The sequence below is a fragment of the Erwinia sp. HR93 genome (genome assembly GCF_034555055.1).
In the GTDB taxonomy this organism is placed as follows: Bacteria; Pseudomonadota; Gammaproteobacteria; order Enterobacterales; family Enterobacteriaceae; genus Apirhabdus; species Apirhabdus apintestini.
In genome coordinates this window covers 2,889,925-2,910,105 of record NZ_JAXUDP010000001.1, presented here as the reverse complement: position 1 = coordinate 2,910,105, position 20,181 = coordinate 2,889,925, and the positions used below count along the sequence as shown (strand labels likewise).

20 protein-coding genes are annotated in these 20,181 nt (G+C 51.7%); 10 read left to right on the top strand and 10 right to left on the bottom strand.

The window, feature by feature from the left end:
- Positions 1–49: 49 nt before the first annotated feature.
- The 7 genes from acpP to yceD all read right to left on the bottom strand — a co-directional run bounded on the left by acpP (position 50) and on the right by yceD (position 4,956).
- Positions 50–286, bottom strand: a complete 237-nt coding sequence (gene acpP, locus SFA31_RS13630; RefSeq protein WP_322838463.1) for an acyl carrier protein — start codon at positions 284–286, stop codon at positions 50–52.
- Between the two features lie 154 nt (positions 287–440).
- Positions 441–1,175: a 3-oxoacyl-ACP reductase FabG gene (gene fabG, locus SFA31_RS13625; RefSeq protein ID WP_322838462.1), complete on the bottom strand. Its 735-nt coding sequence runs from the start codon at positions 1,173–1,175 to the stop codon at positions 441–443.
- Positions 1,176–1,183: 8 nt separating this feature from the next.
- Positions 1,184–2,119, bottom strand: coding sequence for an ACP S-malonyltransferase (gene fabD / locus SFA31_RS13620; RefSeq protein ID WP_322839371.1), 936 nt, complete (start codon positions 2,117–2,119; stop codon positions 1,184–1,186).
- 20 nt (positions 2,120–2,139) lie between these two features.
- Positions 2,140–3,093 (bottom strand): beta-ketoacyl-ACP synthase III, encoded by a 954-nt coding sequence (locus tag SFA31_RS13615; protein ID WP_322838461.1) that lies wholly within the window; start codon positions 3,091–3,093, stop codon positions 2,140–2,142.
- A 71-nt stretch (positions 3,094–3,164) separates the two neighbouring features.
- Positions 3,165–4,235, bottom strand: coding sequence for a phosphate acyltransferase PlsX (gene plsX / locus SFA31_RS13610; protein WP_322838460.1), 1,071 nt, complete (start codon positions 4,233–4,235; stop codon positions 3,165–3,167).
- A 12-nt stretch (positions 4,236–4,247) separates the two neighbouring features.
- Positions 4,248–4,418, bottom strand: coding sequence for a 50S ribosomal protein L32 (rpmF, locus tag SFA31_RS13605; protein WP_322838459.1), 171 nt, complete (start codon positions 4,416–4,418; stop codon positions 4,248–4,250).
- Positions 4,419–4,434: 16 nt separating this feature from the next.
- On the bottom strand, positions 4,435–4,956 hold the full coding sequence (yceD, locus tag SFA31_RS13600) for a 23S rRNA accumulation protein YceD (protein ID WP_322838458.1): 522 nt from the start codon (positions 4,954–4,956) through the stop codon (positions 4,435–4,437).
- Between the two features lie 140 nt (positions 4,957–5,096).
- Here yceD and SFA31_RS13595 point away from each other — a divergent pair, with 140 nt between their 5' ends.
- Positions 5,097–5,684: a nucleoside triphosphate pyrophosphatase gene (locus SFA31_RS13595; RefSeq protein WP_322838457.1), complete on the top strand. Its 588-nt coding sequence runs from the start codon at positions 5,097–5,099 to the stop codon at positions 5,682–5,684.
- Here SFA31_RS13595 and rluC read toward each other — a convergent pair.
- Positions 5,681–6,646, bottom strand: coding sequence for a 23S rRNA pseudouridine(955/2504/2580) synthase RluC (gene rluC, locus SFA31_RS13590; protein ID WP_322838456.1), 966 nt, complete (start codon positions 6,644–6,646; stop codon positions 5,681–5,683). The genes SFA31_RS13595 and rluC overlap by 4 nt on opposite strands.
- 577 nt (positions 6,647–7,223) lie before the next feature.
- Between rluC and rne the strand changes: the two genes are divergently transcribed.
- A complete protein-coding gene (gene rne / locus SFA31_RS13585) occupies positions 7,224–10,460 on the top strand; it encodes a ribonuclease E (RefSeq protein ID WP_322838455.1) in 3,237 nt (1,078 codons plus the stop codon).
- Between the two features lie 653 nt (positions 10,461–11,113).
- Here the strand turns inward: rne and murJ are convergent.
- Both murJ and rimJ read right to left on the bottom strand, forming a co-directional pair.
- Positions 11,114–12,655: a murein biosynthesis integral membrane protein MurJ gene (murJ, locus tag SFA31_RS13580; protein WP_322838454.1), complete on the bottom strand. Its 1,542-nt coding sequence runs from the start codon at positions 12,653–12,655 to the stop codon at positions 11,114–11,116.
- Positions 12,656–12,840: 185 nt separating this feature from the next.
- Positions 12,841–13,425, bottom strand: a complete 585-nt coding sequence (gene rimJ / locus SFA31_RS13575) for a ribosomal protein S5-alanine N-acetyltransferase (RefSeq protein ID WP_322839370.1) — start codon at positions 13,423–13,425, stop codon at positions 12,841–12,843.
- Positions 13,426–13,700: 275 nt separating this feature from the next.
- Between rimJ and grxB the strand changes: the two genes are divergently transcribed.
- The 8 genes from grxB to SFA31_RS13535 all read left to right on the top strand — a co-directional run bounded on the left by grxB (position 13,701) and on the right by SFA31_RS13535 (position 20,078).
- The gene (gene grxB, locus SFA31_RS13570) at positions 13,701–14,348 is read left to right on the top strand and encodes a glutaredoxin 2 (RefSeq protein WP_322838453.1); all 648 of its coding nucleotides are present in this window, start codon (positions 13,701–13,703) and stop codon (positions 14,346–14,348) included.
- Positions 14,349–14,460: 112 nt separating this feature from the next.
- A complete protein-coding gene (locus SFA31_RS13565) occupies positions 14,461–15,021 on the top strand; it encodes a lipoprotein (protein ID WP_322838452.1) in 561 nt (186 codons plus the stop codon).
- A 126-nt stretch (positions 15,022–15,147) separates the two neighbouring features.
- The gene (pyrC, locus tag SFA31_RS13560) at positions 15,148–16,200 is read left to right on the top strand and encodes a dihydroorotase (protein WP_322838451.1); all 1,053 of its coding nucleotides are present in this window, start codon (positions 15,148–15,150) and stop codon (positions 16,198–16,200) included.
- Positions 16,201–16,300: 100 nt separating this feature from the next.
- Positions 16,301–16,543 (top strand): DNA damage-inducible protein I, encoded by a 243-nt coding sequence (dinI, locus tag SFA31_RS13555; protein ID WP_322838450.1) that lies wholly within the window; start codon positions 16,301–16,303, stop codon positions 16,541–16,543.
- Positions 16,544–16,794: 251 nt separating this feature from the next.
- The gene (gene bssS, locus SFA31_RS13550; RefSeq protein ID WP_322838449.1) at positions 16,795–17,049 is read left to right on the top strand and encodes a biofilm formation regulator BssS; all 255 of its coding nucleotides are present in this window, start codon (positions 16,795–16,797) and stop codon (positions 17,047–17,049) included.
- A 345-nt stretch (positions 17,050–17,394) separates the two neighbouring features.
- The gene (solA, locus tag SFA31_RS13545; protein WP_322838448.1) at positions 17,395–18,516 is read left to right on the top strand and encodes an N-methyl-L-tryptophan oxidase; all 1,122 of its coding nucleotides are present in this window, start codon (positions 17,395–17,397) and stop codon (positions 18,514–18,516) included.
- Positions 18,517–18,937: 421 nt separating this feature from the next.
- Positions 18,938–19,483: a cytochrome b gene (locus tag SFA31_RS13540; protein ID WP_322838447.1), complete on the top strand. Its 546-nt coding sequence runs from the start codon at positions 18,938–18,940 to the stop codon at positions 19,481–19,483.
- 22 nt (positions 19,484–19,505) lie between these two features.
- Complete coding sequence (locus SFA31_RS13535) at positions 19,506–20,078, top strand: YceI family protein (protein ID WP_322838446.1); 573 nt, start codon at positions 19,506–19,508, stop codon at positions 20,076–20,078.
- The last annotated feature ends 103 nt before the right edge of the window (positions 20,079–20,181 follow it).

The window sequence follows — 20,181 nt, the reverse complement described above, 5'->3', positions numbered from 1 at the left end:
ACAAAAAGATAAAACTCAGGCGGTCGAGTGACCGCCTGGAGATGTTCACTTACGCCTGGTGACCGTTGATGTAATCAATGGCAGCCTGTACGGTAGTGATTTTCTCTGCTTCTTCGTCCGGAATCTCAGTATCAAACTCTTCTTCCAGAGCCATTACCAGCTCAACGGTGTCAAGAGAATCAGCGCCCAGGTCTTCAACGAAGTTAGCATTATTAGTAACTTCTTCCTGTTTAACGCCCAGCTGCTCGCCAATGATTTTCTTAACGCGTTCTTCGATAGTGCTCATACTCTTAAATTTCCTATCAAAACTCGCTTTCGCGATGGTTTTCGTAGTGTATAAAATGTTGAAAAAGTTGCAACCAAATCCCGGCTTATCTAACCACGATTTTACGCTATTTTGCGGGCAGTTGCCCAAATAACGCAAATAAAATTATTTGTGGTTAAACCATGTACATTCCGCCGTTGACGTGTAGCGTTTCACCTGTAATGTACGCTGCAGCGTCAGACGCCAGGAATGTTACCGCATTTGCGATTTCTTTTGCATCGCCAAGGCGGCCTGCCGGTACCTGAGACAGAATACCTGCACGCTGATCGTCAGACAGCGTACGCGTCATGTCCGTTTCAATAAATCCCGGAGCCACAACGTTTACAGTAATGCCGCGCGACGCCACTTCACGCGCCAGCGACTTACTAAAACCAATCAGACCTGCTTTTGCCGCAGCATAGTTAGCCTGACCGGCATTCCCCATGGTACCTACCACGGAGCCGATCGTGATAATGCGACCATGACGCTTCTTCATCATAGCGCGCATTACCGCTTTCGACAGTCGGAAAACTGATGACAAATTGGTATCAATTATCTCATTCCACTCGTCATCTTTCATACGCATAAGCAAGTTATCGCGCGTAATTCCCGCATTATTGACCAAAATATCCACGTCTCCAAACTCGGCGCGAATGCTTTCCAGTACGGATTCCACAGAGGCTGCGTCTGTTACATTCAGCGTCATCCCCTTACCGTGGGAACCCAAATAATCGCTAATGGCCTGCGCGCCGCTTTCACTAGTAGCTGTGCCTATCACTTTAGCGCCATGCGCTACCAGCGATTCTGCAATAGCGCGCCCAATCCCACGGCTGGCGCCGGTTACCAGCGCGACTTTTCCTTCAAAGCTCATGGTCGTCCTCATGATAATTGTTCAAGCGCGGTCGAAAATGCGCCTGGTTCATTAATAGCCGATGCGCTTAGCGTATCAACAATACGCTTTGTCAAACCCGTGAGTACTTTTCCGGGACCGACTTCGTATAGTTGTTCAATCCCCTGCGAGGACATCCACTGAACGGTGCGCGTCCACTGTACCGGACTGTAGAGCTGGCGCACCAGCGCATCGCGAATTGCATCCGGTCCCGTTTCTCCTGTCACATCAACGTTATTGATGACAGGCACGGTCGGCGCATTAAAAGTTACTGTTTTCAGCTCAGTCGCGAGCTTATCAGCAGCAGGTTTCATCAGCGCGCAGTGCGAAGGCACACTCACCGGTAAAGGAAGCGCACGTTTTGCGCCTGCCGCTTTACATGCGGCTCCCGCGCGCTCAACGGCTTCTTTATGTCCGGCAATAACAACCTGGCCGGGCGAGTTAAAATTCACCGGAGAAACTACCTGCTCCTGGGCGGCCTCCGCGCAGGCTCGGGAAACGGCTTCATCATCAAGGCCAATAATCGCAGCCATAGCACCGGTACCTTCCGGCACCGCCTCTTGCATCAATTTACCGCGCAGTTCCACTAAACGCACCGCATCTGCAAATGCGATGACGCCTGCGCAAACCAGCGCCGAATATTCACCAAGGCTATGCCCTGCCATTAACGTCGGCGTTTTTCCACCTTTCTGCTGCCATAAACGCCACAGTGCGACAGAGGCGGTTAACAGGGCTGGCTGGGTTTGCCATGTTTTATTAAGTTCTTCCGCTGGCCCTTGCTGAACCAAAGCCCATAAATCATAACCAAGTGCGGCAGAGGCCTCACGAAATGTCTCTTCAATCACCGGGTTTTCTGCCGCCAGCTCTGACAACATGCCGACAGACTGGGAACCCTGCCCCGGGAAGACAAATGCAAATTGCGTCATCATAGTATTCATTCCTGTCATCAAAAACGAACCAGCGCGGAGCCCCAGGTAAAGCCGCCGCCAAAAGCCTCCAGCAGGACTAACTGCCCGCGCTGGATACGCCCGTCACGCACCGCTTCATCAAAGGCGGCGGGAACAGAAGCTGCTGAAGTATTGCCATGGCGATCGAGCGTAACAACCACTTTATCCATCGGCATTCCCAGCTTCTTCGCGGTTGCGCTAATAATACGTAGATTAGCCTGATGCGGTACAAGCCAATCCAAAGCACTGCGCTCCAGATGATTAGCTGCGAGGGTTTCATCCACAATGTGCGCCAGTTCAGTAACCGCAACTTTAAAGACCTCATTGCCTGCCATAGTGAGCCACGTCGGATTTTCAGGATGAACGCGGTCCTGATGAGGCAGCGTCAATAATGAACCGTAGCTACCGTCTGCATGCAGATGCGTTGAGATAATACCTGGCTCGTTCGATGCGCAGAGCACAACGGCGCCTGCACCATCACCAAATAGAATGATGGTGCCACGGTCGTCTGGATCCAGGGTGCGAGCAAGAACATCCGCGCCAATCACCAGCGCCTTTTTTGCCGCGCCGTTTTTGACATATTGATCGGCGATGCTCAATGCGTAGGTAAACCCCGCACATGCGGCCGCGACGTCAAAGGCCGGACAGCCTTTTATTTCAAGCATTGCCTGAATTTGACATGCCGCGCTCGGAAAAGCATGCGTGGAAGAGGTAGTGGCTACGATGATTAAATCTATCTCATCTTTTGCTACTCCGGCCATCTCCAGCGCGCGCAGCGCGGCCTGATGCCCCATAGTAGAAACGGTTTCATTCGGCGCAGCAATGCGACGCTCCCGGATCCCCGTCCGCGTGACGATCCACTCGTCAGAGGTTTCCACTATTTTTTCCAGGTCGGCGTTAGTCCGCACTTGCTCGGGCAAATAGCTGCCCGTACCAATAATCTTCGTATACATGTACGCTCAGTCACTCTTGGGAAAAGTACCCATATCTTCCGCTAAAGACATTACACAAAATCGGTATCGCCTCAGCCTCCGCTTTTCGCATCGTCACCGATGCGCGGCTCAACGCCATCTGGGTATACAGATTTCAGGCGAGCGGCTATCCGCTGTGGAACCTGCCGCTGCACCGCCTGCACTGCCTGTTCGATAGCGACCGTAAACGCTCGCTGATTAGCCGCACCATGACTTTTAATCACCGTGCCGCGCAATCCTAACAGACAGGCACCATTATACTGGTCGGGGTTGAGGTGACTGAATCGCCTCAACAACCGTTTTTGTAGCCATTTTTTTAAGAAAATTAGCCACCATGACTGCTTCTTACCCTCTCGCTGAGTTTTTAACAGCGACAGGAACATTCTGACGACGCCTTCCATGGTCTTTAAGGTGACGTTGCCAACAAACCCGTCACACACGAGAACGTCTGTTTTGCCGGTCAGTAGTTCATTGGCTTCAAGATAGCCGATAAAATTCAACGCAGGCAGCGTTTTTAAGATAGCCGCCGCATCGCGAATACTGTCCAAACCTTTACTTTGTTCTTCACCAATATTCAAAAGCGCCACGCGTGGACGCTCGATTTCCAATACGTCCTCCGCCATCACCGCACCCATAATGGCAAACTGGGCAAGCATCGTGGCATCACAGGCAACATTCGCGCCTAAATCCAGCACCACTGTTTTCCCTTGCCGCTGATGCGGAAGCACCGACATCAAAGCCGGACGCAGGATACCGTCAAGCGGTTTGAGTAACAACTTGGCAAGCCCCATCAGTGCACCGGTATTTCCCGCACTGACGCAGGCCTGCGCCCGCCCTTCTTTCACTAGCTCTAGCGCGATACGCATCGACGTACCATGGCTACGGCGTAAGGCCTGTGATGGGCGCATATCGCTTGCCACAACGGATTCTGCTTCAATAATTTGCAGACGAGCGCGTTGTTCAAAATCAGCTCTGGCAAGCAGCGGCGTAATAGCGTCGGGAGAACCGACTAAAAGGAGGTGAAGCTGAGGATTATCGCTAAGTGCCTGCAGAGCAGCAGGCACCGTCACGGCGGGGCCAAAATCCCCGCCCATGACATCTAACGCCAGGGTTAGACGCGTCAAGATCGTCCCGAATTACTTCGTGATAACCTTGCGGCCACGGTAGTAACCGTCGGCGGTGATGTGATGACGCAGGTGGGTTTCACCAGACGTTTTATCGACAGACAGGCTGGCAGTGGTCAGTGCATCATGTGAACGACGCATACCACGCTTGGAACGGGTTGGTTTATTCTGTTGTACGGCCATGGACCTTACTCCTCAATTACTTACGCTTTAAACTGGCTAATACGGCAAATGGATTTGGTTTCTTTGCCTCTTCAGGCAACTCACCAAAAACCATGTCCGCGTCGGACACTTCACAGTGTTCAGAATCATGCACCGGAACCACCGGCAGGGAAAGAATAATTTCATCCTCTACCATCGCCAGCAGATCGATTTCACCGAATTCGTTAACCTCAATCGGCTCATACGCATCCGGTAACGCTTCAGCCTGCTCGTCGGAACGCACAGGGCTAAAACAATACGTCGTGTGGACCTGATGCGAAAACGCTTTACCGCAGCGCTGACATTCAAGTGAAACCAAAACCCGCGTATCACCGGTTAAAACGGCAAGACGTTGGTTATCGATAGCGAATGACATCGCACATTCTACATCACTGTCCACGCTGACAACAGACTCGGCAACGCGCGCAACCTGATCGGGCGTATATACACCTTGATAATCGAGGCGTTTTTGCGCGGTCCGAACCGGATCTAAAGTCAGGGGTAATTTAACCTTTTGCATAGGGCGCGCATATTAACGTCGTAATTCACCGGAGTCAAAGAAAAAGCGGCGCCCGCGCTGCCTTATTAACATTCATTCACACTGCTGCATCTCAAACGGTTAACATAGCCACACTTAATAACGTTACAGGCTCGATTATTATGCTTCCGCTTGTTCTCGCTTCGACGTCGTTATATCGCAAAACTTTGCTCGAAAAACTTGGGATTCCCTTCACTAGCGACGCGCCGGATATCGATGAATCGCCATTGCCTGATGAGCAGGCTCATCACTTAGTCACTCGCCTTGCAAAAGCAAAGGCGCAGGCTTTGGCGCTGCGTTATCCCCGCCATTTAATTATCGGCTCCGATCAGGTCTGCGTCCTGAATAATGCTATCACAGGTAAACCCCATACTCCTGAGCGCGCGGTGGCGCAGCTTCGCGAAGCAAGCGGACAGCGCGTGACGTTCTACACCGGGCTTGCACTCTATAATAGTGCCACTGCGAACATGCAGTGCATTAGCGAACCGACGGAGGTGCTATTTCGCGCCCTCACTGACCGGGAGATAGCGCATTATATTGCCCGAGAACAGCCGCTGGACTGCGCGGGAAGTTTTAAGTGCGAAGGGCTTGGGATTGCCCTGTTTAAGCGTATTATCAGCCGGGATCCAAATACACTAATAGGCCTGCCGCTGATTGCGCTATGCGAAATGTTCGCCGCTGAAGGTGTTAATCCGTTAACAGATCGCTAAATTTTCCCCTGGCTGTCACGCCGTAATGCTTTCAGACAGTGCGCTAGCGTGGCGTCCATTGGCGCTTCAATCCGCAGCGTTTCTCCCGTTTTAGGATGCGCGAAGCGCAGCGCGGCAGCGTGAAGAAACAGCCGATTTAGTCCTGTTCCAGCCAATTGACTATCGAACGCCCGATCGCCATAGCGATCGTCAAACGCTATCGGGTGCCCGGCATGCAGGGTATGGACTCGTATCTGATGTGTCCGGCCAGTAATCGGGCTACAGCGTATCAGCGTGGCAAAAGCGTAGCGTTCCTCTATTTTAAAGCGTGTTTCAGAGGGCTTACCTTCGCTGTTGACTCGCACAATCCGCTCGCCGCTTTGTAAAATATTCTTTAATAGCGGCGCCTGCACGGCCTTCACGTGAGATTGCCACTGCCCGCGCACCAGCGCCAGATAATCCTTTTGCATATTCTTGTCACGCAACTGCTCGTGCAGCGAACGCAAAGCCGAACGTTTCTTTGCCACCAGCAGAACCCCTGAAGTATCGCGGTCGAGCCGATGTACCAACTCCAAAAAGCGAGCTTCGGGGCGCAGTGCACGCAATCCCTCGATGACGCCAAAACTGAGCCCGCTACCGCCGTGAACCGCCGTGCCTGAAGGCTTGTTAAGCACCAGAATATGGTCGTCTTCGTAGATAATGGCGTCATTCAGCGCAGCGACTTTGTCCAGATGCGGCGACAGCGCTTCTTCTTCGCGTTCCGCAACCCGCACCGGCGGAATTCGCACCTCATCCCCCGCCAGCAGTTTATATTCCGGTTTTACGCGCTTTTTATTTACCCGCACTTCGCCTTTACGCAAAATGCGATATATCATACTTTTCGGCACGCCTTTCAGGCGGGTGCGCAAAAAATTATCAATTCGCTGCCCTGCTTCATCTGCAGAAACAGCGACTATCTTTACAGAAGGAGTCGTAATTTTCATGGTCGGCGATTCTAAAGATGTCATCTCATTCACGCTACTTTTTTCGTACCAGCGACCTATAAACACCGGGCTTATAGCTGATGAGGTGAAGCATTTTTGAATGTTATTCCAGCAACAACATTTTTCAGGTTAAAAAACTGTGAGAAAGCCTAAGATAAATGGCAAAAGGTCGCTTGCTATAATCAGGTTAGCAGTGGAATAATGTTAGAGTTTCCGCATTCATGCGTTATGCATTGTTAAACGCAAAATGTTAAGAAATTGTTGTTTTGCCTGAACGTTTATCTGCGCAGCAATGGCGTAAGACGTAAATACACTCTCAGGCAGTTAGCGGGCTGCGGGTAGCAGACCCTACCGGTACACGGAATCATCTCTGGCGAATTCAATTCCAGGCTGTTCCCAGGACTAATTGCACTGCTTCTCCGGTTGAGAAACAGGCTACCGATACTTTGCGCCTCTATGCGAGCGACAACCGGGAGGTTGACGGCTACGCGACCAGTCACGAGGCCATCGGTTCAAATCCGGTAAGATAAATGCGCCCGCCGCTCTATCACCAATGTAAGATAATGAGTTAGTTACGATGAAAAGAATGTTAATTAACGCAACTCAACAGGAAGAGTTGCGCGTCGCACTGGTAGATGGGCAGCGACTGTATGACCTAGATATTGAGAGCCCGGGCCATGAGCAGAAAAAAGCAAACATCTATAAAGGAAAAATTACCCGCATTGAACCCAGTCTCGAAGCCGCGTTTGTTGATTATGGCGCCGAGCGCCACGGCTTCCTTCCCTTAAAAGAAATCGCCCGAGAATATTTCCCTAACGGCTACAACGCACATGGCCGTCCCAACATCAAAGATGTCCTGCGCGAAGGCCAGGAAGTTATTGTCCAGATTGATAAAGAAGAGCGTGGCAATAAAGGCGCTGCGCTGACAACGTTTATTAGCCTCGCGGGCAGCTATCTGGTGCTGATGCCAAACAACCCCCGTGCAGGCGGTATTTCGCGCCGCATTGAAGGCGACGACCGCACTGAATTAAAAGAAGCGATGGCTTCGCTGGAAGTGCCTGACGGCATGGGGCTCATCGTTCGTACCGCCGGGGTTGGTAAATCAGCCGAAGCGCTGCAGTGGGATCTTAGTTTCCGCCTTAAACACTGGGAAGCAATTCAGAAGGCCGCTGAAAGCCGCCCTGCGCCGTTTTTGATCCATCAGGAAAGCAATGTTATTGTTCGCGCCTTCCGCGATTACCTTCGTCAGGATATCGGTGAAATTTTAATTGATAATCCTAAAATTCTTGAACTAGCGCGTCAGCATATCGCAGCACTTGGTCGCCCCGATTTCAGTAGTAAAATTAAGCTTTATAGCGGCGAGATCCCGCTGTTTAGCCATTATCAAATTGAATCGCAGATTGAATCCGCGTTCCAGCGCGAAGTGCGTCTTCCTTCCGGTGGCTCTATCGTTATCGATACGACTGAGGCATTGACCGCTATTGATATCAACTCAGCGCGTGCAACGCGCGGTGGCGATATTGAAGAGACAGCCTTTAACACCAATCTGGAAGCCGCAGATGAAATTGCGCGCCAGTTAAGGCTACGCGATTTAGGCGGCCTGATCGTTATCGATTTTATCGACATGACCCCAGTGCGCCATCAGCGTGCGGTAGAAAACCGCCTGCGTGAAGCCGTCCGTCAGGACAGAGCGCGCATTCAAATAAGTCATATTTCGCGCTTCGGGCTGCTTGAGATGTCGCGCCAGCGCTTGAGCCCGTCGCTAGGCGAGTCCAGCCATCACGTCTGCCCGCGCTGTAGCGGCACCGGTACCATTCGCGATAACGAATCGCTCTCCCTTTCTATTTTGCGCCTCATAGAAGAAGAAGCGCTGAAAGAAAATACTAAAGAAGTCCATGCCATTGTTCCGGTACCTGTCGCCTCTTATTTGCTTAACGAGAAACGCGAAGCCGTCAACGCGATAGAAACGCGTCAAAACGGCGTACGCTGCGTCATTGTCCCTAACGATCAAATGCAAACCCCGCATTATTCCGTACTGCGCGTGCGCAAAGGCGAAGAAACTCAGGCTCTGAGTTACATGCTGCCGAAGCTGCATGAAGAAACGATGGCGATGACGGCTGATGAAGAGCCTGCGGAGCGCCGTCGTCCGGAGCAGCCCGCGCTGGCAACCTTCGCAATGCCTGAAGTTCCGCCGATGCCGGCCGAACCAGCGGCTACGCAGGGAACTAAAGCAACCGGCCCGGCACCTCAGAATGCGATACAAAAACCCGGGCTGGTGAGCCGACTGCTCTCAGCGCTGAAAAAAGCCTTTGCCGGTGATGCCACACCTGTAGAACAGGAAATCAAGGCGCCAGAAACAACGAAGCGCAGCGATAACCGACAGGATCGCCGCAGCAGCGGTGGCCGCCGCCAAAATGGCCGCCGCGATCGTACTGAGCGCCCAGACCGCCAAAATCGAGACGGCAGCCGTAATAATGAAACGCGTGAAAATCGTGAAGATAATCGTCGCCAACGTCGCCAGCAGCAAAACGTTCAGCAGGAATCTATCGCCACGACCCCCGCGAATGAGGCGGAAAATAAACCCCGGGAGCCGCGTCGTGAACGCAATCGCCGCCGAGGAGATGAACGGCGCCAGACTCAGCAGGAAGTTAAACATCAGCAAGATAGCGACACATTTAAGGAAAAAGCACCTCACGAAGAAGCGACCTCTCGCGAAGAGCATGCGCCTCAGGTTATGCCGCGCCGCAAACCGCGTCAGCTAGCGCAAAAAGTCCGCATCGAAAGCTACGATGATGCTCCAGCCGAGGTTATCTCAGCGCCAGCCCGCGCGGAAGCGGCGGTAGAAATAACGGATACGCAGCCCGCTCAGGCCATGCTTCCCACCGTGGTTGATAATGTGGCCGAAAAAACGTCGGACATCGCCCAGGAAAGCCAGGAAGATACCGGTGACGCTCGCACTGAGAATGCAGGTATGCCGCGCCGCTCTCGCCGTTCCCCGCGCCATCTGCGCGTCAGCGGCCAGCGCCGGCGCCGTTATCGTGACGAACGCTATCCGACACAGTCAGCCATGCCCATTGAATATGGCTGTGCGTCCCCTGAGCTGGCGTCAGGTAAAGTGTGTATCACCTATCCTGTAACGCGCCCTCAGCACTCCGGGGCTGTCACTGATGAGCATCAACCAGTGAATGAACCAACTGCTGTTCACCCTACTGAATCGCAGCGGGAAGATATTGCACAGTCGGCCGCAATAGAAAAACCGATCGTCGCCACGACGCATCCGGAAGTCATTAGCGCTCCCGTGAATGAAGAACCTCAGTTCATAGCGCAAAGCGATGAAAAGGCAGCTCAGCAGACAGTAGAACAGGCCCACACGGCCCAGACTCCTGTCGCAGCAGAGGCAAAGGCAGATACCGCAGAAGTTGCGCCAGAAGCCACGGCAGAAACTGCGCAGGAATACACTGCGCAAGAGCAAGCGCTCCCCGTAGAACTGCCGGTGGCGGTTGAGCCTTCTGCCGAACAGCCCGTGAAGGCACTCCCGGCTGAGTCTAAGGCGGAACTGAACGAACCTGAAACAGCGCCGATCCAGCCCGCGGTACAGGAATCAGTTAATACCGAACGGGCTGCTCACACCTCGGCTGGCTACGCCAGCGCGCCAATGGTGCGCGCACCGGCCCCTCAGTGGGAACCGGAACCGGCGCGCCACAGCGACTGGGTGCGTCCGGCCTTTATTTTCACAGGTAAAGGTTCGGCCGGTGGACATAGCGCGACGCATCAATTCTCTGCGCCGCCAACCCGCCCTCAGTCAGCAGAATAAGATTTTAATTAGTCGTCTCACTCAAAGCCGGTCAACTGACCGGCTTTTTACTTATCAGTAATCCCCCCTCTACGAACCCGATAATTACCTTGCTTTCGATAGAGAGCCAGCGTCGACGATAGTCTTTTCCTCACGAGTGCATCGGTATCCCTGGAACGCACGGATAAAACTCGCAGTTATCAGACTAGCGCTCCTCTCAGTAACGAGTACCGAAAACGCCACTGTCTCAAACCGGGAACGGGCAGGATCGAAACAACGCGGGGCCGGTAATATCATCAGCCGGTTTGCATAATTTGATTACCGAAGATAAAGCGGATGGTATTTCGCTCGCGGTGCGCCTTCGGAAATAGTAGGCCGCACGGCCTGCAGCCTGATAAATCTGCCAGCGTCACTGCCAGCGTGAGCGAACGCGCGGCCCAATCACACCGCAGGTAGTTAAGCCGAAGTCGTGCGTCGGGCAAAAACACCGCCCCCAGTCATGTTAAGCCGGCAGCGCAACCGCTAGCGTTATCGCACATGAATCATACTGAACGGATAGAGCACCGACTACGCGCGCCTTCTGAAATAGCGGGCCGCACGGCCTGCAGCCTGATAAATATGACAGCGTCACTGCCAGTGTGAGCGAATACATAGCCCAATTACACCGCAGATAGTTAAGCCGACGTCGTGCGTCGGGCAAAATGGCGGGGCCGAAATCCCAGCGCGCCCAGCGTGATAAAGTAGGCAGCAGACCCGGCCAGCACAACGCTCACCAGGCGTAGCAAACGGAAAGGCATCGTTCCGGTACTCCATTCAGGCATAAAATGAAGCACGCCGATTAACACCGCCGCCATCACTGCCACAGCAATAATCAAACGAGTTAAAAACAGCCTCCAGCCTGGCTGTGGCGTAAAAATCTGGCGCTTACGGAGCTGCCAGAATAATAATGCCGCATTCAGACATGCTGCCAGCCCGATTGAAAGCGACAGGCCGGCATGGCGCAGCGGCCCTATGAATGCCAAATTCATAAGCTGAGTCATAATGAGCGTTACTATGGCAATTTTCACTGGCGTTTTAATATCCTGCCGCGAATAAAAGCCTGGAGCCAATACCTTAACCACAATCAGGCCAATTAACCCCACGGAGTAGGCAATCAGCGCCCGCTGGGTCATAAGCGCATCAAATGCTGAAAACTTTCCATATTGAAATAAAGACACCGTCAATGGCTGTGCGAGAATACCGAGGGCAACGGCGCTTGGTAGCGCCAGCAGGAAACAGAGACGTAACCCCCAATCCATAAGGCGGTTGTATTCCTCACGATCGCCGCTGGCAAAGCTGCGCGACAACGACGGCAGCAAGATAGTCCCTAATGCTACTCCCAGCACGCCGGAAGGAAATTCCATTAATCGGTCAGCGTAATACATCCATGAGACCGAGCCTGACACTAAAAACGATGCAAAAATCGTATTAATGATTAATGAAATCTGACTAACGGAAACCCCCAGAATCGCTGGCCCCATTTGGCGCATGACCCGCAGCGCCCCGGCATTATTAAAACTGACGCGCGGCAAGACCAGCATCCCTATCTTCTTCAGATGGGGCAATTGATAAAAAAGCTGCAAAACCCCGCCCACCGTTACCGCCCACGCCAGCGCAAGTACCGGCGGATGAAAATAGGGCGCGGCAAAGAGCGCAAATCCAATCATGCTGATATTCAGCAGCGTGGGCGCAAAGGCAGGAATTGAGAACCGATTCCATGTATTGAGTATTGCGCCAACCAGTGAGGCGAGTGAAATCAGCAAAATATACGGAAATGTAATACGAAGTAGCTGCGTCGTAAGGGTAAATTTGTCCACCGTATCGGCAAACCCCTGCGCAGTAACCATAATAACCCAAGGTGCCGCTATCATCCCAAGAACGGTGACGATAGATAACGCGAGCGTCAGCAGACCGCTCACATAGGCTATAAATACGCGCGTGGCCTCTTCACCTTCCTTACTTTTATATTCTGCAAGGATAGGCACAAACGCCTGAGAAAAGGCGCCTTCGGCAAAAATACGACGCAACAGGTTTGGCAACTTGAATGCGACAAAAAAGGCGTCTGTTGCCATGCCGGCCCCGAAAATGCGCGCCACGATAGCGTCGCGGGCAAACCCCAGCACGCGAGAAAACATCGTCATTGAGCTGACCGCAGCCAGCGATTTTAATAAATTCATTAACCGCTTCCATCATCGCCCGGACGACGGCATCCGTGAGCCTGCGCCTGGCATCTGTTTTATACAGAACGTGCAACTATGAAAAGCGCTTAGTCTACTCAACCCGGGCAGAAATACTACCGCGAGTTGTTACAGGCGGTAATTCACGGCGATTTCACGGGAAGAATGCAGGATACCGCATACAATTAACGGCCTGGCCGCCATGCAGAGGTGGTAAGCGACGTTAATATATGATCGCGCCAGACGCCATCAATCAGCAGATAATTCTTTGCGTACCCTTCTTTCTCAAACCCCAGCCTGGAGAGAAGATCCCCGCTGCGCTGATTGTGAGGCATATAGTTAGCCATAATTCGATGAATATGCTGGCTACGCTGCATATAGCGGATTGCCGCGCTAAGCGCCTCAAACATCAACCCCTTCCCCTGGCAGGCCTCACCCAGCGAATATCCCAAATAACAGGCGTGAAACGCGCCGCGCACCACGTTTGAAAAATTAGCCACGCCGAGTATCTCGCGTTCATTAGGGTCAAAAAGCGCAAAATAAAAGGCGCTGCCCTGTCGGTGCATCTCATTTATCATAGTTAACCGCGCCTGCCAGCCGGATGGATAACAGTGACTTTCATCGCGAATGGGTTCCCATGGCTTAAGAAAATGGCGGTTTTCCGTATAGTAATCGGCTAGGCGCCAGGCATCCCGCTCGTGCACCAGACGTACGATAAGCCTGTCAGTCACCAACCTGATTTGAGGCGCGTTATTACGATAGCCAAACATAACCTGTATTTTGCTCCTTCCTTTTATTTCTGGCAGCGTCGCCCATAACTGTAGTACCGATAGCAGAAACATTGCGTCGTGCGGGCGTACCGTCAAACAATCATAACAGACGGCGCTCAACCGCACGTTGACGATAAATTTCACGGGTAGCCGCATGATTAGAGGCTATCTGGGGGATATATTAGATAATTGCTCACTTCTGTTTTTAGTCCGGGTTTGCTGGCCCGACAATTGTCTTCCATACTGCAGGGAGGCCTATGTCGAGGAGGAGAACCGTGAAGCTTTATATTTACGATCACTGCCCTTTCTGCGTTAAAGCCCGTATGATCTTCGGGTTAAAAAATCTCCCGGTAACGCTGAAAACCCTGTTAAACGACGATGAAGAAACGCCCGTACGCCTGATTGGCAAAAAAATGGTGCCCATTTTGCAGTTAGATGATGGCCGCTGCATGGCTGAAAGTATGGATATTGTTCATTATGTCGATGCGCTGGACGGCAAACCATTACTTACCGGGCCGCGTAGCCCCCAGCTGGAAGCGTGGCTGCGCCGCGTTGACGGTTACGTAAATCGCCTGCTCTTGCCACGCTTTGCAACGGCACCGTTTGACGAGTTCACGACGCCGGAGGCGCGCGCCGGTTTCAGGCAAAGAAAAGAAGCGATAATTGGCGATTTTGAACAACATCTCGCGCATTCAGCGGGGCTTATTAAGAAAATTAGCGACGATTTACGCACTCTCGATCCGCTGATTAAACAGCCTAATGCAGTTAACGGCGAACTTTCCGACGACGATTTTCAACTGTTTCCCCTGCTGCGAAGCCTGTCCCTGGTCGCTGGTATAAGCTATCCCGCCCGCGTAGCGGATTATCGCGATAATATGGCTAAACAAACGCAAATTACGCTACTGACGTCTATTGCACGTTAATCCAGGCCCCTTTACCGGGGCTTTCAGCTTTTTCTGCTAGTCCTTCTCTTAAACGCGCGGGATAATACTTTAATGTTAGTAGCGACGCTATGAGTACCTAAGAGAGTAACTAATGAAGAAAATTATAATGGCTGCTGCGCTTGCTGTCAGCACACTGCTTGTCGGCTGTAATCAGTTAACCTCGTGGACCGTGAATGAGCAGGAAATTAACCAGGCGCTGGAAAAACGTAACCAATTTGCAAAAGATATCGGCCTGCCCGGGATAGCCGACGCGCATATCGTTCTAAAACATTTAAAAAGCCAGATTGGGCGCAGTGAACCGAATAAAGTCACGCTCAGCGGCGATGCCGATCTCACGATGAATTCACTGTTCGGTAATCAAAATGCCACCATGCAGCTTACGCTAAAAGCGCTGCCGGCTTTTAATAAAGAGCAAGGGGCGATTTATCTTCAGGAAATGGAGATTGTCGATGCCAGTATTAAACCTGAAAAAATGCAGTCCGTGCTGCAAACCATCGTGCCTTATCTTAACCAGTCGTTACGCAATTACTTCAATAAAAAACCCGCCTATGTTTTGAGTGAAGATAGCAGCAAAGGCGAGGCGCTGGCGAAGAAATACGCCAAAGGAATTGAAGTTAAACCCGGGCAAATCGTTATTCCCTTTACCGACTAACATTACTAAAAGGCTCCTCTCCGATTATTTTCGCAGGAGGGGAGTGCATTGCACTGCATTTCTGCTTATGCTTTGTGCCCGGCCCCTTTTGTTTGATGACATAATTCCAAGCCGGAGCATTCACCCATGACCACTTCTGTTCAGGAAATACACCTTCGACGCCCGGATGACTGGCACCTGCATCTTCGCGACGGCCATCTGATGCATAGCGTTCTCCCCTGGACCAGCGGCGTGTTTGCACGCGCGATCGTTATGCCTAATTTAACGCCGCCTGTCGTCAGCGTCGAAGCAGCTATCGCCTACCGGCGGCGCATTTTAGCCGCCGTGCCGCCTCATCATGCATTCACCCCCTTAATGACCTGCTATCTGACGGACTCTTTGGCACCAGAGACGCTCAGGCGCGGTTTCAACGAGGGGGTGTTCACTGCAGCAAAGCTTTATCCGGCCAATGCGACCACCAATTCACAGCACGGCGTGACCAGCATAGACACAATAGCGCCACTTCTGGAACAAATGGAGCGGCTGGACATGCCGCTTCTGATACACGGTGAAGTCACGCATGCCGATATTGACATTTTCGATCGTGAAGCGCGTTTTATCGATTCGGTGATGGAACCACTGCGCCGGCGATATCCAGCGCTCAGAATAGTATTTGAGCATATTACGACTCAGGAAGCGGCGTGGTATGTTCGCGATGGCGATTCACGCCTGGCGGCAACCGTTACGCCTCAGCATTTAATGTTTAATCGCAACCATATGCTGTCCGGCGGTATTCGCCCCCACCTCTATTGTCTGCCCGTTTTAAAGCGGAACATCCATCAACGGGCGCTAAGAGAGTTAGTCGCCAGCGGCTGCGAGCGCGTGTTTTTAGGCACGGACTCCGCGCCCCACTCCCGCGCGCGTAAAGAATCAAGCTGCGGCTGCGCCGGCTGCTTTAATGCCCCAGCGGCTCTTGGAGCGTATGCATCCGTTTTCGAAGAACTTAATGCGCTGGATAAGCTGGAGGCTTTTTGTTCGCTCAACGGCCCGCGCTTTTACGGTATGCCCGCCAATGAAGAGACCATTACACTGGTTCGTGCGCCGGAGACTATACCTGAGCGCCTTGAGCTACCCGGAGACGATACATTAATCCCCTTCCTTGCCGGAGAAACCTTAGCGTGGTCGATAAAATCTGAGTAAATTTCTTATTCAAAATAAGAAAACGCCGGTAATTTTCAGTATTGCCAGCCAAAAATAAATACTGTATAAAAATACAGTTATTTATTTTTGGGAACTCATTATGCGTATTGAAATTACCCTCGCCAAAGCAACGCCGCTCCCGCCGGGCGCCGTAGATGCGCTAAGCGAAGAGCTAACGCGACGTATTGAAGCGGCTTTTCCGGATATTCCCGGTCAGGTGCAGGTACGCTACGCCGCAGGCAACAATCTATCCGTGCTCGGTGCTTCCAGCGAAGACAAAGCGCGTATCAGCGAAATCCTTCAGGAAACCTGGGAAAGCGCCGACGACTGGTTTTATTCCTGACGCGATTTTGTGCCAGGGTTTACGGGCGTCGCCGCCCGTTTTTTACTCTTCATATAAACCACCGGCTTTTTTATCTCACCGCGCTATTACGCTATCGGAGGACGGGCCTCGCAGTAATAAAAAGGCAAATTCCCCCGTTGTTTAAACGAGATATTCTTAATATTATTTTTTTGATATAATTAATCTGCTTCACAATAAAATCGCATTAGCCTCAAAGTCCGTTGTCATTAAACACGTATTACGGGGGTATGATGAAGAATAATCATGAAGTGATTCAAACGCATCCCCTTGTAGGATGGGATATCAGTACTGTAGACAATTACGATGCGTTAATGCTCCGCCTGCACTATCTGACGGCAAATCAATCCACGCCAGATGAAACTGAAGTTGGCCAAACGCTATGGCTGACAACCGATGTCGCCCGGCAATTCATCTCCATTCTTGAGGCCGGGATCGCTAAAATTGAGTCAGGTGATTATCAGGATGATGTATTCAGAAAGCATTAACCTGCTATGACGCCGGGTTTCCATGATGAAGTATAAAAAAGCGCCTCTGGCGCTTTTTTATTACTGACAGAAAAGCATTTGCCTGCAGCTTCACACTACTTATCTGACTTTATCATATTGCTGCTGCGTTAAATTTGCCTAAACGGGCCGCGGGTTTTCAGTTGTCACTTCAGGTGAAAATTACTGCGTGTTTCAATAACGGGAAATACGTATCGTTATTAGTAGTAACTTTTTCGCTAACAGGCGAAAATAACGAATGGCGAATATAAAAAACACGCTGGCGCTTGAGAGTTGAAGCCCGGTTAATTACCCTGCTTATTTCACGCTAACATGCCCGGATAAAATATGGATTACGATTTAATTATTGTCGGGAGCGGCTCTATTGGCGCCGCGGCTGGCTATTACGCCACTCAGGCCGGGCTGCGCGTACTAATGATTGATAGCGCGCATCCGCCGCATCAGCAAGGCAGCCATCACGGTGAAACGCGCCTCATCAGGCACGCCTACGGCGAAGGTGAAAAATATGTCTCCCTGGCGTTAAGATCGCAAACGCTCTGGGATGAACTGCAGCAATTGAGTGAAAAACGTCTGTTCACTCAAACCGGTGTCCTCAATATTGGCCCGGCAGACAGTGTATTTTTAAGCAATGTTGCCCACAGCGCCAGCCAGTGGCAAATACCGCTGGAAAAAATGAATGCCCGCGAGTTAATGGCCCGCTGGCCGCAAATTCGCGTCCCTGAATATTTTATTGGCATGTTTGAACCCAACGGCGGGGTGCTCAACAGTGAAGATGCGGTCGCTTTATTTATTCGCCTGGCCTGTGAGGCAGGCTGTGCGCAGCTATTTAACTGCCCGGCAACGGCCATTCGACAAACGGAAAACGGCATCGAAGTCGATACAGCGGAAGGCTGCTGGCGCGGCGCGAAATTACTTCTCAGCGCCGGAACCTGGGCAGGAAAGTTGCTTCCATCACTGCCCATTACGCCTATCCGGAAAGTTTTCGCCTGGCATCAGGCGGACGGGCGCTTTAGTACCGAAAATCATTTTCCGGCATTTACCGCTGAACTTGAGAATGGCGACAGTTTTTACGGTTTCCCATCTCAAAACAACGCGCTAAAAATTGGCAAACATAGCGGCGGGCAGCCTATCAGTAGCCCTGAGCAACGCGCGCCTTTCGGCACAACAGTCAGTGATGGCAGCGAGGCATTTACTTTTTTAAGGCAAATTCTTCCTGGCACCGGCGTCTGTTTGCACGGAGAAGCCTGTAGTTATGATAATTCTCCTGATGGCGATTTTATCATCGATACCTTACCGCAAGCCCCTGACGCACTGGTCATCACCGGCCTTAGCGGGCACGGGTTTAAATTCGCACCGGCGCTAGGGGAAATCGCCTGCCGCTTTGCGCAGGGTCACTCCATAACCCCGGCGCTCGCCTCGTTCAGGCTATCACGCTTTAAGCAAGCCTGATGTCCTTCTTCCCGGATGCTAAGTAATTTCGGCCGCGCTGCGCGGCCCTGCCTGTCTGCTTCGTTATTTCGCCGAAAACCGCGCTACGCGTTATCAGATTTACCGTCTTTGGTGTCAGGTGCGCCGTCTCATTTTGCCCACTGGCGACAGGCCGGACGGGGTGTAGCGTTCTCTTTCATCACGCCTCCTCTTCCCAAATATACTGTGCCAATATCTGGATGACATCCTTGTAATTCCCACACTACCGGTGTCCTCAACGGCGCGACAACGTATATTATTTCAAGATTAAGGCGAAACTACCGGCGAGTTATTCAATTTTTTTGATATTAAAAAAACAAATGGTTTTATTGTTATATTTTTGTTGCATTTAAGTTTACTCCACGCCAGATTGGGGCTTCGCTTTACTTCGAGGCAACCTGAAATGCGCTGGCGAAATACGCAGGAAAAATACGGTTACATGACTGTCGCTTTGCACTGGACAACCGCTCTGTTGATATATGGAATGTTCGGACTGGGGTTGTGGATGGTCACACTGGGCTACTACGACAGCTGGTACCACACGGCGCCAGAACTCCATAAAAGCATTGGCGTAATACTATTTTTTATCATGCTGGCCCGAGTTATCTGGCGCAGCCTTTCTCCTTCAACGCCGTTAGAAACCCATTCACGCATGACGCAAATAGTCGCAATCGCGGCCCATCACCTCATGTATATGCTTATTTTTGCCGTTATGATAAGCGGATATCTCATCGCAACGGCTGACGGTAAACCTATCAGCGTTTTCGGCTGGTTTACTCTTCCGGCCCTGCTTAGCGGCGAAGGAGAACAGGCTGATATCGCAGGACGCGTACATCTCTGGCTGGCCTGGGGGCTTATTGGGCTTTCTGCGCTACACGCCCTTGCCGCGCTCAAACATCACTTTATCGACAAAGATGCCACGCTCAGCCGCATGCTGAGCAAATCGTGACCCTTTACTCTGGAGAATCACTATGAAAAAAAATTTTCGCATTTTGGCCCTTACTGCACTGCTCGCCACCAGCGCCTCTGCATTTGCCGCCGATTACAAAATCGACACGGAAGGCCAGCACGCTTTCGTTAATTTTCGTATCCAGCATTTAGGCTATAGTTGGCTTTATGGTACTTTCAAAGATTTTCAGGGCACCTTTAGTTTTGATGAAAAAGATCCCACGGCGGACAAAGTTAATGTTTCTATCGACACGGCCAGTATTGATACCAACCACGCAGAGCGTGATAAACACCTGCGCAGCGCCGATTTTCTGAATGTCAGTAAATATCCTCAGGCAACATTTACCTCAACGTCGGTGAAGAAAGCGCAAGATGCACTACAAATTGAAGGAAAATTTACGTTAAACGGCGTCACAAAGCCGCTGACACTACAGGCCAAACTCATGGGCAAAGGTGACGATCCGTGGGGCGGAAAACGCGCAGGCTTTGAAGCTAAAGGGAAAATTCATCTGAAAGACTTTAACATTAATAAAGATTTAGGGCCGGCCGCGCAGGATGCCGAACTGATTATTTCCGTCGAGGGTATCCAACAGTAACCCTCCCGCGCGGCTGCAGCAACTTTGACGCCGCGCGGGTAGTTATTCACACCCGGCTCACCACAACTATCACCCTACATAAACAGTGCGGGTGAAGGAGAGC

What these genes read in the sequence shown, in the direction of transcription:
- acpP (WP_322838463.1), bottom strand. Translation starts at nt 286, where the DNA reads ATGAGCACTATCGAAGAACGCGTTAAGAAAATCATTGGCGAGCAGCTG.
- fabG (WP_322838462.1), bottom strand. Translation starts at nt 1,175, where the DNA reads ATGAGCTTTGAAGGAAAAGTCGCGCTGGTAACCGGCGCCAGCCGTGGG.
- fabD (WP_322839371.1), bottom strand. Translation starts at nt 2,119, where the DNA reads ATGACGCAATTTGCATTTGTCTTCCCGGGGCAGGGTTCCCAGTCTGTC.
- SFA31_RS13615 (WP_322838461.1), bottom strand. Translation starts at nt 3,093, where the DNA reads ATGTATACGAAGATTATTGGTACGGGCAGCTATTTGCCCGAGCAAGTG.
- rpmF (WP_322838459.1), bottom strand. Translation starts at nt 4,418, where the DNA reads ATGGCCGTACAACAGAATAAACCAACCCGTTCCAAGCGTGGTATGCGT.
- yceD (WP_322838458.1), bottom strand. Translation starts at nt 4,956, where the DNA reads ATGCAAAAGGTTAAATTACCCCTGACTTTAGATCCGGTTCGGACCGCG.
- SFA31_RS13595 (WP_322838457.1), top strand. Translation starts at nt 5,097, where the DNA reads ATGCTTCCGCTTGTTCTCGCTTCGACGTCGTTATATCGCAAAACTTTG.
- rluC (WP_322838456.1), bottom strand. Translation starts at nt 6,646, where the DNA reads ATGAAAATTACGACTCCTTCTGTAAAGATAGTCGCTGTTTCTGCAGAT.
- rne (WP_322838455.1), top strand. Translation starts at nt 7,224, where the DNA reads ATGAAAAGAATGTTAATTAACGCAACTCAACAGGAAGAGTTGCGCGTC.
- murJ (WP_322838454.1), bottom strand. Translation starts at nt 12,655, where the DNA reads ATGAATTTATTAAAATCGCTGGCTGCGGTCAGCTCAATGACGATGTTT.
- rimJ (WP_322839370.1), bottom strand. Translation starts at nt 13,425, where the DNA reads ATGTTTGGCTATCGTAATAACGCGCCTCAAATCAGGTTGGTGACTGAC.
- SFA31_RS13565 (WP_322838452.1), top strand. Translation starts at nt 14,461, where the DNA reads ATGAAGAAAATTATAATGGCTGCTGCGCTTGCTGTCAGCACACTGCTT.
- pyrC (WP_322838451.1), top strand. Translation starts at nt 15,148, where the DNA reads ATGACCACTTCTGTTCAGGAAATACACCTTCGACGCCCGGATGACTGG.
- dinI (WP_322838450.1), top strand. Translation starts at nt 16,301, where the DNA reads ATGCGTATTGAAATTACCCTCGCCAAAGCAACGCCGCTCCCGCCGGGC.
- bssS (WP_322838449.1), top strand. Translation starts at nt 16,795, where the DNA reads ATGAAGAATAATCATGAAGTGATTCAAACGCATCCCCTTGTAGGATGG.
- solA (WP_322838448.1), top strand. Translation starts at nt 17,395, where the DNA reads ATGGATTACGATTTAATTATTGTCGGGAGCGGCTCTATTGGCGCCGCG.
- SFA31_RS13540 (WP_322838447.1), top strand. Translation starts at nt 18,938, where the DNA reads ATGCGCTGGCGAAATACGCAGGAAAAATACGGTTACATGACTGTCGCT.
- SFA31_RS13535 (WP_322838446.1), top strand. Translation starts at nt 19,506, where the DNA reads ATGAAAAAAAATTTTCGCATTTTGGCCCTTACTGCACTGCTCGCCACC.